This window comes from Oceanibaculum sp., from assembly GCF_022449305.1.
Classification (GTDB): Bacteria; Pseudomonadota; Alphaproteobacteria; order Oceanibaculales; family Oceanibaculaceae; genus Oceanibaculum; species Oceanibaculum indicum.
The window spans coordinates 67,288-79,611 of sequence record NZ_JAKUSO010000007.1 but is presented as its reverse complement, the minus strand read 5'-3'; the positions used below and the strand labels follow the sequence as shown (position 1 = coordinate 79,611).

At 65.9% G+C, this 12,324-nt stretch carries 13 protein-coding genes; 8 read left to right on the top strand and 5 right to left on the bottom strand.

What is annotated here, in order from left to right; translation table 11 throughout:
* The 7 genes from MK313_RS04410 to MK313_RS04380 form a co-directional block, all read left to right on the top strand.
* Nucleotides 1-301 (top strand): PhnE/PtxC family ABC transporter permease (locus MK313_RS04410; RefSeq protein ID WP_287780257.1); only part of this gene is annotated, 301 nt, incomplete at its 5' end.
* 166 nt (nt 302-467) lie between these two features.
* Complete coding sequence (locus MK313_RS04405) at nt 468-1,553, top strand: ABC transporter substrate-binding protein (RefSeq protein ID WP_287780256.1); 1,086 nt, start codon at nt 468-470, stop codon at nt 1,551-1,553.
* 129 nt (nt 1,554-1,682) lie between these two features.
* A complete protein-coding gene (gene betI, locus MK313_RS04400) occupies nt 1,683-2,408 on the top strand; it encodes a transcriptional regulator BetI (protein WP_287780255.1) in 726 nt (241 codons plus the stop codon).
* 156 nt (nt 2,409-2,564) lie between these two features.
* Complete coding sequence (locus tag MK313_RS04395; RefSeq protein WP_287780254.1) at nt 2,565-3,470, top strand: ABC transporter permease; 906 nt, start codon at nt 2,565-2,567, stop codon at nt 3,468-3,470.
* A complete protein-coding gene (locus tag MK313_RS04390) occupies nt 3,467-4,282 on the top strand; it encodes an ABC transporter permease (RefSeq protein ID WP_008944330.1) in 816 nt (271 codons plus the stop codon). The genes MK313_RS04395 and MK313_RS04390 overlap by 4 nt, the downstream gene beginning before the upstream one ends.
* Nucleotides 4,283-4,292: 10 nt before the next feature.
* Nucleotides 4,293-5,387: an ABC transporter ATP-binding protein gene (locus tag MK313_RS04385; RefSeq protein ID WP_287780253.1), complete on the top strand. Its 1,095-nt coding sequence runs from the start codon at nt 4,293-4,295 to the stop codon at nt 5,385-5,387.
* Nucleotides 5,388-5,408: 21 nt separating this feature from the next.
* Entirely contained in the window at nt 5,409-6,314 is a 906-nt protein-coding gene (locus MK313_RS04380; protein WP_287780252.1) for an FkbM family methyltransferase, read from the top strand.
* Here MK313_RS04380 and MK313_RS04375 read toward each other — a convergent pair.
* Genes MK313_RS04375 through MK313_RS04355 form a run of 5 tightly spaced genes read right to left on the bottom strand, consistent with a single transcriptional unit; the run spans nt 6,311 to nt 11,820 of the window.
* Complete coding sequence (locus MK313_RS04375; RefSeq protein WP_287780251.1) at nt 6,311-6,844, bottom strand: sarcosine oxidase subunit gamma; 534 nt, start codon at nt 6,842-6,844, stop codon at nt 6,311-6,313. The two genes, MK313_RS04380 and MK313_RS04375, sit on opposite strands and share 4 nt — an antisense overlap.
* Nucleotides 6,837-9,851, bottom strand: coding sequence for a sarcosine oxidase subunit alpha family protein (locus MK313_RS04370; protein ID WP_287780250.1), 3,015 nt, complete (start codon nt 9,849-9,851; stop codon nt 6,837-6,839). Before MK313_RS04370 ends, MK313_RS04375 begins: the two co-directional genes overlap by 8 nt.
* A complete protein-coding gene (locus MK313_RS04365) occupies nt 9,848-10,129 on the bottom strand; it encodes a sarcosine oxidase subunit delta (protein WP_287780249.1) in 282 nt (93 codons plus the stop codon). Before MK313_RS04365 ends, MK313_RS04370 begins: the two co-directional genes overlap by 4 nt.
* A gap of 10 nt (nt 10,130-10,139) precedes the next feature.
* Nucleotides 10,140-11,390 (bottom strand): sarcosine oxidase subunit beta family protein, encoded by a 1,251-nt coding sequence (locus tag MK313_RS04360; protein WP_287780248.1) that lies wholly within the window; start codon nt 11,388-11,390, stop codon nt 10,140-10,142.
* 58 nt (nt 11,391-11,448) lie between these two features.
* On the bottom strand, nt 11,449-11,820 hold the full coding sequence (locus tag MK313_RS04355; protein ID WP_287780247.1) for a hypothetical protein: 372 nt from the start codon (nt 11,818-11,820) through the stop codon (nt 11,449-11,451).
* 79 nt (nt 11,821-11,899) lie between these two features.
* Here MK313_RS04355 and MK313_RS04350 point away from each other — a divergent pair, with 79 nt between their 5' ends.
* Entirely contained in the window at nt 11,900-12,316 is a 417-nt protein-coding gene (locus MK313_RS04350) for a nuclear transport factor 2 family protein (protein WP_287780246.1), read from the top strand.
* Nucleotides 12,317-12,324 lie beyond the last annotated feature (8 nt).

Genomic DNA, 12,324 nt, shown 5'->3' with positions numbered 1-12,324 from the left:
CGACCCGCGCCCGGTCGAGGGTATCCGCGCGACCGGCGCCAATGTCATTCAGGAAATCGTGTTCGGCGTCATCCCGCAGGTGCTGCCGCTGTGGATTTCCTATGCGCTGTACCGCTTCGAATCGAATGTCCGCTCGGCCACCGTGGTCGGCATGGTCGGGGCGGGCGGCATCGGCGTGGTGCTGTGGGAGGTGATTCGCGGCTTCTACTTCGCCCAGACCTGTGCCGTCATGATCATCATCATCGTCTCGGTCAGCCTGCTGGACGTGGTCTCGCAGCGCCTGCGCAAGCTGTTCATCTGATCTCGTCGTTTCGCCAGGTTTCGCCAAGGGGCATCGGCGCCTGCTGATGCCCGTTGGCGAGGGAACGCGCCCGATATAGGATCGTGCAAAAGAATAATTGATCGCCACCGCTGTTGGACGAAACGACTGCCGATCAACCCGCACGATCCAGGGAGACGAGATGTTCATGCACCGATCCAAGACATTCAGCCGGGCACTGCTTTCCGGCGCCGTCGCCAGCGCCTTCCTGCTGGTCGCCGGTCAGGCACAGCCGGCAAAAGCGGCCGAGGCGATGCTGTTCACCTGGGAGAATCTGGCCGAGCCGGCCTTCTTCGAGGAATATGCCAAGAAGTACGGCAAGCAGCCGGAATCCGCGCTGTTCGCCGATGAGGACGAGGCCTTCGCCAAGATGATGGCAGGCTTCAAGCCCGATGTGATGGCGCCCTGCACCTATGAGGTGCCGCGCTGGCGCGATGCCGGGCTGATCCAGCCCATCGACACCACGAAGCTGTCCACCTGGGAGAGCATCGCCCCGCCGCTGCGCAAGATCACCGGCATGGCGGCCGAGGGCAGCAAGGTCTGGTTCGTGCCGCAATATTGGGGCATCACCTCGGTCACCATCCGCACGGACCTGGCGCCGGAATATGCCGAGAAGCAGAGCTGGGACATATTGTGGGACCCGAAATACAAGGGCCGGGTCGCAGCCCTTGAAGGCGTGGACGATACGGTGGCGATGGCCGCCCTGCATCTGGGCATCAACCCCTATGAGAAGCTGACGCCGGCCAATGAGAAGAAGCTGCGCGACCATCTGGCGAAGCTGGCCGACAATCTGCGGCTGGTGACCAGCGATTCGACGACGCTGACCCAGGCCGTCGCCTCGGGCGAGGTGGTGGCTGCCATCACCTGGAACGACCACTACACCGAGATGAAGGCAGAAAACCTGCCGGTGAAGTTCCTGCGCCCGAAGAGTGGCGTCATGACCTTCGTCTGCGGCTTCGTCATGCACAAGGACACCAAGGATGTCGGCAAGGCGCTGACGCTGATCGACTCGAACAACTCCGAAGCGGCGACAGCGTTCCTGGTGAAGGACATGGGCTACGGCCCGGCCAACACCAAGGCGCTGAAGGCCATCGATCCGGCAGTGCGCGAAGCAGCCGAGCTGCCGGAGGATGTTGATGGCTTCCTCGCCAGCGGCTTCTTCCAGCAGGCGATCCCGGAGAAGGACAAGCTGGTCGCCATGTGGCAGGAAATCCGCGCGCTTTCGGGCCGCTGATCGTCTGAGGGTACAGAATAGGGCGGCACCGTCGGGCACGGTGCCGCCCTTTTCCGTTTCGCGCTGGATTTTCGCGCCGCTTTACGCGAAACATACCGCCATATCGGAGGGACGGAGGTACGAGGGGAAATGGTGTCAGCGCCGCGTTCCACGGCCCGGCGGGGACGGCCGCCGAAATCCCTGACCGCGCCGCCGACTTCCGGCCGGCCCCAGCGCCCCGGCACGCAGCGCGCCGCCGCCAAGGAGGCGACCCGGCTGAAGCTGATCGAGGCCACCATCGATTCCATCGCCCATTCCGGCTTCGCCGACACCACGCTGGCCAAGGTGTCCGAGGGGGCCGGCCTGTCGCGCGGCATCGTGAATTTCCACTTCACCAGCAAGGATGCGCTGCTGGTGGAGACGCTCACCCACCTGGCCGACGAATATACCGGCTTCTGGAAGGCGGCGGTGGAGAAGGCGGGCAGCGATCCCGCCGCGCGGCTGAGCGCCATCATCGACGCGGAATTCCATCCCACCGTCTGCAACCGCAAGAAGATCGCCGTCTGGTACGCCTTCTGGGGCGAGGCGCGTTCGCGTCCGACCTATCTGGATGTGTGCGAGCGCCAGGATCGCGAGCTGCTGGAGACTGTGCAGGCGCTGTGCGCCGAACTGGTGGTGCAGGGCGGCTACAAGACGGTCGAGGCGGAGGATGTCGCCACCGGCCTGATGGCGCTGACCGACGGGCTGTGGCTGGATTTGCTGCTGACCCCGACGCGGTTCGACCGCAATGGCGCACGGCGGGTGTGCATGGCCTTCCTGACCGGGATGTTCCCGCGGCATTTTCCCAGCACCGGGGCAGCTGTTCCAGCAGCCTGACCGGCCTTGCCGCACTTGCGAAACCGGGCTTTTTCCGAATAGATAGAAGACGGGATTACCGGCTGCGCCAGACGGCCGGAATTCATGAGATGTCAGCAGTGATATCCGGGGGGCGTCATTCGGCATGAGCGGACCGAACCGAGGGAGAAGGCGCGGTTGAGCGACCCCATGACGGCCGGCTTTCAGGGCGGCGCACGGCTCCTCTGGGCGCGCAGCGAGGCGTTGCGCGGCTTCACCCTGCTGTCTCCCACCCTGTTCGTGGTGGTGGCGGCGATGGCGGTGCCGCTGGCCCTGATGGTGGCCTACAGCTTCTGGTCGCAGAGCTATGTGACGCTGGATACCAGCTTCACGCTGAAGAACTACCAGGATGTGTTCAGCCGCGAGATCTACCGCGTGCTGTTTCTGCGCTCGGTCGCCATTTCCGCGCTGGTGACGCTGGTCACCGTGCTGCTGGCCTATCCCATCGCCTATTTCGTCGCCTTCGACGTGAAGCGCCACAAGCTGCTCTGGCTGATCTTGCTTACGCTGCCCTTCTGGACCAGCTACCTGCTGCGCGTGTTCTCCTGGAAGGTCATCCTCGGCTATAACGGCGTCATCAATTCCGGGCTGATGTCACTGGGGCTGATCTCGGAGCCGCTGCAGTTCCTGCTCTACAATCCCTTCGCCGTCATCGTGACGCTGGCCCATGCCTGGGCGGCCTTCGCCATCCTGCCGATCTATGTCTCGCTGGAGAAAATCGACCGCACGCTTCTGGAGGCCGCGACGGATCTGGGCGACGGGCCGGTCCGGCGCTTCTTCCGGGTGACGCTGCCGCTCTCCATGCCCGGCGTGATCGCCGCCTCGGTGCTGATCTTCATCCCGACGGTCGGTGACTATGTGACGCCGACCATGGTGGGCGGTACCGGCGGCGTGATGATCGCCAACATCATCCAGGCGCAGTTCGGCAAGGCGAACAACTGGCCGCTGGGCTCGGCGCTGGCGATCACCACCATGCTGGGAGTGACTGCGATTGCCTGCCTGACGATCTGGCTATCGAAACGCGGCGTGGCGAGCATCAAATGAGCGGGGCAACGCGCGATAGTGGGCAGCGGCTGCGCATGGTCTATGCCGGCCTGTATCTGGCCTTCCTCTATGTGCCGATCTTCGTGCTGCCAATCTTCTCCTTCAATGATTCGATCTTCGTCGCCTTTCCGCTGAAGGGCTTCACCACGCAATGGTATGCGCAGCTGGCGGAAACCCCGCGCATGTTCGATGCGCTGGCGGCCAGCCTGAAGGTCGCCATCTTCACTGCCGTCGCCAGCACTTTGCTGGGTATCTTGGCGGCCAAGGCGGTAACCCGCTATCGCTTCCCGCTGCAACGACCGCTGTTCGGGCTGGTCATGCTGCCGCTGGTGATCCCGGAGATCATCCTCGGCATCTCGCTGCTGATCCTGGTGAACCGGCTGGGCCTCAGCCTCTCGCTGCTGACCGTCGCCGCTGGCCATGTGCTGTTGTGCGTGCCCTTTGCCACGGGCGTGCTGATGTCACGCTTCGAGGGCTTCGACCGCAGCCTGGAGGAGGCCTCGATGGATCTGGGCGAAAGCGCCTGGATGACCTTCTGGCGGGTGACTTTCCCCATCGTGTTTCCGGGTATCGTCGCCAGCCTGCTGCTGTCCTTCACCATCAGCTTCGACGAATTCATCATTGCCTTCTTCCTGTCGGGCACCGAACCGACTCTGCCGCTCTATATCTTCAGCCAGTTGCGCTTCCCGCAGCGCCTGCCCGGCGTGCTGGCGCTGGGCACGCTGATCCTGCTGGGCTCCGCGCTGCTGATCGTGCTGGCGGAATGGCTGCGGCGGCGCGGCGTACAGCCCGACAAGCAACCCGATTTGTGATGGGATCGCCATGAGCACAGACGAGTCCTTCATCGATATCCAGGGCATCTACAAGCGCTTCGGCGGGTTCACGGCGGTGGATGGCGTCGATCTGGCGATCCAGCGCGGCGAGTTCTTCTCGCTGCTGGGCGCGTCGGGCTGCGGCAAGACCACGCTGCTGCGCATGATCGCCGGCTTCGAGACGCCGACCGAGGGCCGCATCCTGATCGACGGGCAGGACATGACGGTGGTGCCGCCGAACCGTCGCCCGACCAACATGGTGTTCCAGAGCTACGCGATCTTTCCGCACCTTACCGTGCGCGACAACATCGCCTACGGACTGCGCAAGGACCGGCTGCCGAAGGCGGAACTGGACCGCAAGGTGGCCGAGGCGCTGGAGATGATCAATCTTGCCGGCTATGGCGACCGGCGGTCCAACGAGCTGTCGGGCGGGCAGCGACAGCGCGTGGCGCTGGCGCGTGCCCTCATCAAGCGCCCGAAGGTGCTGCTGCTGGACGAGCCGCTGGGCGCGCTGGACAAGAAGCTGCGCGAGAAGATGCAGCTGGAGCTGCGGCAAATCCAGGACGAGGTCGGCATCACCTTCGTGTTCGTGACCCACGATCAGGAGGAGGCGCTGACCATGTCCTGCCGGGTCGCCGTCATGTCGGAGGGCAGGGTCATGCAGGTGGCGACCCCGCGCGAACTCTACGAGGCGCCGAACTGCCGCATGGTGGCCGACTTCATCGGCAGCATGAATTTCTTCATGGCCTCGCCGCGCGGGCAGGAGACCGACCGGCTGGTGCTGGAGGCGGAGGGGCTGGGCACGATCCGCGCGCCGCTGCCGGGCTTCGCCGTGAATGGCCGGGCCATCGCCGCGATCCGGCCGGAGAAGCTGGCGCTGACGACGGACAAGCCGCTGGAAAACCTGCCCGCCGTGCAGGGCAACATCGCCACCTCCGCCTATCTGGGTGACCGCAGCCAGTTCTATGTGCGGCTGCCGGGCATGGCCGCACCGGTTGCCGTGTCGGCGCAGAATGTCGAGCGCACGGTGCGCGAGGATCTGGATGACGGTACTCCGGTCTGGCTCTCCTGGCGGGATGACGCCATAGTAGTGCTGCCTGAATAACCCAGCGAACGGACCTCTCCCATGATCGTCCTAGCCCGGCAGGCCCGTCGCCTGGCGGGCAAGGTCAAACGTACGCTCTTTCCGCCACCGCCGGCGCTCCTTCCGCCGACGACGCTGCATACTGGGGCCATCGATGTGATCGAGACGCGGCATGGCTGGATGCTGATTCCGCGCAGCGACACCACCATCGGCGAATCGCTGCGGCGCTATGGCGAATGGGCAGAATCGGAAATCGCCCTGATGGGAAATTTCGTCGGGCCGGGCGGCACGATTCTGGAGGTTGGCGCCAATCTGGGCGCGCATACGCTGGCCTTCGCCCGGATGACGGGCAAGCAGGGGCGGGTGATCGCGGTGGAGCCGCAGCGCTATATCCATGCCTGCCTGTCCGGCAGCGTGGCGGCCAACGGCCATACGCATGTGCTGATCCTGAATGCGCTGGCCGGCGACCGCACAGACCATGTCTTGCCGCCACCCGTCGATTATGCGGCGGCAGGCAATTTTGGGGCGGTGCATTTCCGCGATGTCCAATCCACCACCCGCAGCTTCGAGGCGATCCCGATGATCTGCGCCGACGATCTGGCGCTTGACCGGCTCGACCTGGTGAAGATCGATGCGGAGGGCATGGAGGCGGAGGTGCTGCGCGGCATGGCCGGCACTCTGGAACGGCTGCATCCCGCCCTGTTCGTGGAGGCGACAACCAGGGGCAGGGCCGAGGCGGTGGAAGCCGTGCTGCACCCGCTGGGCTATCGCGGCTGGACAGCTAAAGCGATGGCCTATAACCCGGATAATTTCCGCGGCGACAGGTACAATATCTTCGGTGCTTCAACCGAGACCAACGTGCTGTACCTGACCGAAGATCAGGCCGCGCGCCATGCCGCCGCGCTCGCTGACATGCCGCCCTTCAGCCCCTCGGATATGCCGCTTTAGCCGCCATATTCCCGCGCCGCATCTTCCAGCCACAGGCCGGCATAGTCGGCGAAGGAGCGCAGAACATAGAGCCGGAAACCCTCTGCGGTGCGCAGCAGCGTGATATCGGCCTTCGCCAGCGTGGTGCGCGCGACGCGGCCTTGCGCGAAGGCCGATAGATGCAGGTCGAGGCTGCATCCCTTGGCCAGCAGCTCACCCGCCTTTTCACCCACGATATCGAAACCGAGATAGGCGTCCGAGACATCGACGATGGCGGCATGCTGCCCGGCCAGCCCGGTTTCCAGCGCGGCCTGCAGGGTTTCGCGCTCCTCCTCCGCGCATAGCAGCAACCATTCGTCCGGGCCAAGACAGCAGGCGGTCGCCTTGTCGCCGGCGGCGCTGGTCAGCGGTTCGGTCTGCAGGGCGACGCCCAGTGCCTTCTTCGCGGCAGCGGCGATCTTCTTGTCCGCCGCGTCGGCGCGCAGGATCAGCTTGCCCCCGGCCGGCAGCGGCGCGATGCGCACCGGCGTGTCCGTCATCGTGTCAGCCATTGGCGCGTTCCCCCTTGGGATCGAAGAAGACCGGCTCGGTCACCGTCACCTTGATGACCCGGTCCGGCATCGGCACGGACAGGGTCTTGCCGGCCAGCGAGCGGCCGCCCTTCAGCACCGCCAGCGCGATGGAGCGCCCGACATTCGGGCTGTAATAGCTGGAGGTCACATGCCCCAGCATTGGCATGGGCGGCTTGTCCAGCACCGTCTCCACGACATGGGCGCCTTCCTCCAGTACCTCTTTCGGGTCCTCGGTCAGCAGCCCGACCAACTGCTTGCGCCCCTCGCGCACCGTGTCGGAGCGGGCGAGCGAGCGCTTGCCGACGAAATCCGGCTTCTTCGCCGAGACGATCCATCCCATGCCGAGATCGTCCGGCGTCATCGAGCCGTCGGTTTCCTGCCCGACGATGATGAAGCCCTTCTCGGCGCGCAGCACATGCATCGCCTCGGTGCCGTAGGGGGTGATGCCGAAGGGCTCGCCCGCCTGCATCAGCGCTTCCCACAGCTCCCGGCCCCGGCTGGCGCGGACATTGATCTCGTAGGACAGCTCCCCGGTGAAGCTGATGCGGATGACCCGCGCCGGGATGCCGGCGACGGTGCCCTCTCGCAGGCTCATATGCGGGAAGGCCTCGTTATCCGTATCGATGTCGGATGTCAGGCCCGCCAGCAGCTCGCGGCTCTTCGGCCCGTTGATGGTGATGGTGGCGTACTGCTCGGTCACCGAGGTGAGATAGACCTTCAGCTCCGGCCATTCGGTCTGCAGGTAATCCTCCAGATGCACCAGCACCTGCGCGGCATTGCCGGTAGTGGTGGACATCAGGAACCGGTCCTCCGCCAGCCGCACCGTCACGCCATCGTCGAACACCATGCCGTCCTCGCGCAGCATCAGGCCGTAGCGCGCCTTGCCGATGCCGAGCTTCAGCCAGGCGTTGGTGTAGATGCGGTTCAGGAACTCCGCCGCGTCCGGCCCCTTCACCTCGATCTTGCCGAGGGTGGAGGCATCCAGGATGCCCACACCGGTACGCGCCGCCTTCACCTCGCGGTTCACGGCGGCGTGCATGTCCTCACCCGCCTTCGGGTAGTACCAGGCGCGCACCCACTGGCCGACATTCTCGAACTTCGCACCCTGCGCTTCGTGCCAGCCATGGATCGGCGTGCGCCGCACCGGGTCGCACAGCTTGCCGATATTGCGCCCGGCGATGGCGCCGAAGGCGACCGGCGTATAGGGCGGGCGGAAGGTGGTGGTGCCGACCGCCGGGATATCCTGCCCCAGCGTTGCCGACAGGATCGCCAGCGCATTCACATTGCTGGTGCGGCCCTGATCGGTGCCCATGCCGGTGGTGGTGTAGCGCTTCACATGCTCGACCGAGCGGAAACCCTCGCGCGCCGCCAGCTTCAGGTCGGCGGCGGTAACGTCATTCTGGAAATCGACGAAGCATTTGGCGCGGGCCAGCGGCTTCTCCGGCGGCAGCAGCCAGATCGGCGATGCTGCCGGGACTTCCGGCTCCTCGATCTTCAGGCTGGGCGTCTTGCCGGCGGTGAAGCCGGCGTCGTTCGCCGCTGCCGCTCCGGCGGCGAAGCCTTCCGCCAGGCACTCAGCCGTCGTCAGCGCACCATTGCCCATGCCGGCGCTGCGCAGGGGCTGGGTCGCCTCGCCAGGGATGAACACGCCGTCCGCCTCGCGGAAATTCAGCTTGCCGCGCGACTGCGAGAACAGGCTGACATTGGGGTTCCAGCCGCCCGACATGGCGACGAGGTCGCAGGGAATTCCGAAACCCTTGCCCTCGATGCGGCTGCCGTCAGTGGACAGCTTCGCCAGCCGCACACCATCGACGCGCAGCCGGCCGGTGGTGCCGATCACGCCATGCCCCGGATAGAGCCGCAGGCCTGCCGCACGCGCCGCCTGGGGCAGGGGACCAGTGGCCTCTGCCCGTGTATCGACGATGGCAGCGATACTGATGCCGGCCCGGTGCGCTTCCAGCGCGGTCAGGTAGCCGCTGTCATTGCTGGTGACGACGACCAGCGCGTTGCCCGGCCGTGTGCCATAGCGCGCAATATAGCTACGCACCGCACCGGCCAGCAGGATGCCGGGCCGGTCATTGCCGGCGAATACCAGCGGCCGCTCGATGGCGCCGGCTGCCAGCACCACCTGCTTCGCGCGGACCTTCCATAGACGCTGGCGCGGCAGATGCGCGGGCGAAAACGGACCCAGATGGTCGGTCACGCGTTCCGCCAGCCCCAGCCAGTTATGGTCGTAATAGCCGAAGGCTGTGGTCCGGCGCAGCAGGGTGACATTCTCCATCGTGGCCAGCTCGGCCATGGTCTTTTCCACCCAGTCGGTGGCCGGACGGCCGCTGATGCGGATGCCGTCCCGGCCTTCGCTGAGCAGCCAGCCGCCCATCTCCGCCTGTTCGTCGGCCAGGATGACCCGCGCTCCGGCGCGGCCCGCCGCCAGCGCCGCCGCCAGGCCTGCAACGCCGCCGCCAGCCACCAGCACGTCGCAATGGGCGTGGCGGTGCTCATAGGTATCCGGGTCCGGCCCGTCCGGCGCGCGGCCCAGCCCGGCCATGCGGCGGATCGCGCGTTCATAGGTCATCCAGCCGCGTTTCGGCCACATGAAGGTCTTGTAGTAGAAGCCGGACGGGATCAGCGGCGAAGCGATATCGTTGACCTCCCCCAGATCGAAGGCGAGCGAGGGAAAGCGGTTCTGGCTGGCTGCCACCAGCCCGTCATACAGCTCGATCTGCGGTGCGCGCAGGTTCGGCTCGGTATGGTTGCCGAGGCCAAGCTGGATCAGCGCGTTCGGCTCCTCCGATCCGGCGGAGAAGATGCCGCGCGGCCGGTGGTACTTGAAGCTGCGCCCGACCAGATGCACGCCATTGGCGATCAGTGCCGAGGCCAGCGTATCGCCGGGATGGCCCTCATAGCGGTTGCCGTCGAACAGGAAGGAAAGCGTGCGCGACCGGTCGATCCGGCCGCCATCGGGAAGGCGGTGTGACTGGCTCACTTGCGCACCTCCGGCTTTTTCTCGCCCGGCTTATAGACAGCCAGCACCGTATCCGTATGGGTGTTGCGGATGGCGTTGAACCAGCGCCGGCAGCCATGCGCGTGGTACCAGCGTTCGGCATGGTCGCCCTTCGGGTTCGTGCGCAGAAACAGGAAATTCGCCCATTCCATGTCGGAAAGGTCATCGGCCCGGCTCTCGCGCTTCAGGTGCGCCTCGCCGCCATAGCGGAATTCGTGGACGTCGCGGTCGCCGCACCAGGGGCAGGGGATGGTCAGCATGTCTTGATCCTCAATGGGCGACGGCGGCGGCGCCATGCTCGTCCACCAGCTTGCCAGTGGTGAAGCGCTCCAGGCTGAAGGGAGCGGCCAGCGGATGCGGCTCGCCGCGCGCGATGGTGTGGGCGAAGACATGGCCGGAGCCGGGCGTGGCCTTGAAGCCGCCGGTGCCCCAGCCGCAATTGATGAACAGCCCCTCGACCGGAGTCTTCGACAGGATCGGGCTGGCATCCGGGCAGGTATCGACGATGCCGCCCCATTGCCGCAGCATCCGCATCCGGCTGAACATCGGGAACATCTCGACGATGGCGTGCAGCGTGTCCTCGACCACGTTGAAGCCGCCGCGCTGCGAATAGGAGGTGTAGGTGTCGATGCCGGCGCCGATCACCAGCTCGCCCTTGTCCGACTGGCTGACATAGGCATGCACCGTGTTCGACATGACCACCGTGTCGAGGATCGGCTTCACCGGCTCCGACACCAGCGCCTGCAGCGGGTGGCTCTCCACCGGCAGGCGGAAGCCCGCCATGCCGGCCAGCACGCCGGAATGGCCGGCGGTGACGATGCCCACCTTCTTCGCGCGGATGGTGCCCCGGCTGGTCTCGACGCCGGTGACCTTGCCGCCCTCGCGCAGGATGGCGGTGACCTCGCAGTTCTGCAGGATATCGACGCCGCGCGCATCGGCGGCACGGGCATAGCCCCAGGCCACCGCATCGTGGCGCGCGACGCCGCCGCGCCGCTGCAGGGTGGCACCCAGAACCGGGTGGCGGATGTCGGGCGACAGATTGATCAGCGGGCAGAACTCGCCGACCTGCTCGCGGCTCAGGAAGTCGCAGTCGATGCCATTCAGCCGGTTGGCATGCGCCCGGCGCTTCAGCTCGCGCAGATCGTGCAGGTTGTGCGCCAGGTTCATGACGCCGCGCTGGCTGAACATCACATTGTAATTGATGTCCTGGCTCAGCCCTTCCCACAGCTTCAGCGAATGCTCGTAGAGGGCGGCACTCTCGTCCCACAGATAGTTGGAGCGCACGATAGTGGTGTTGCGCCCGGTATTGCCGCCGCCAATCCAGCCCTTTTCCAGCACGGCGACATTGGTGATGCCGTATTCCTTGGCCAGATAATAGGCGGTCGCCAGCCCATGCCCGCCGCCGCCGATGATGAGGACGTCATATTCCGGCTTCGGGTCGGGGCTACGCCAGGCGCGCTCCCACCCCTCATGATAGCCAAGCGCGTTGCGGGCCAGGGCCCAGATCGAATAGCGGCGCACGATGTTCTCCTAAAAGCTCGCGGGCAGCATAACGGGTTGCTCGCATCGCGGGAACGGCTCAACCCGCATGGCCGCCTGCACTGTCTGCGGACCAATAGGCGATTGCCTCCGCCAGCAGGGTCCGGTAATGGGCGATGGCCTCATCCCCCTCCGGCGGGCCCTCATAGCGTCCCAGCTCGTTCAGCAGCCAGAAGAAGCCGCGGCCGGGGATCAGCCCGTCCTTGCGTGTCGCCATGGCCGCCAGCAAGGGTCGCCCGGCGGCATGGTCGGCGCGGACCATCTCCTCCAGCGCCTCGGTCACGCGGTGCACCAGATGCGGCGGCTGCATGCCGCCGGCATGGGCAAGCTCCAGATAGGCGATGGTCTCGCCATTCCGGGCGCAGCCTTTCAGCACGGTACGCAGCCGTTCCTGCAGATCGTCATCTTCCATGGCCCTGCAGAAACACCATCTATGGCTATAAGGCAATGGTGCAAGGATAAGGGCTGCAGGTCGGGGCAAGGGGGCAATCATGCACGAACGGATGGCGCTGCTGTTCGCCAACGAGGCGTTCTACGCGGCCTTCGCCGGACGGGATTATCCGGCGATGGAAGCACTGTGGGCCCGCCGCGCGCCGGTAGCCTGCATTCATCCCGGCTGGGGCGTACTGGAAGGCCGTGAGGCGGTGATGGAAAGCTGGCGCGGCATTCTGGGCAATACCGGCAACGCACCATCCGTCACCCCGCGCGATGCCCGCGCCTTCGTGCTGGGCGAGGCCGGCTATGTCACCTGCTTCGAGGCGTTCTCCGAGGGCTTCCTGATCGCCACCAACCTGTTCGTCCGGGAAGAGGGGGAGTGGCGCCTCGTCCACCATCAGGCCGGCCCGACCCGCGATCAGCCGGCGGAGGAAGACGAGGACGACCCAACCCGCCCGCGCCCGATGCAGTAGCAAGGCTG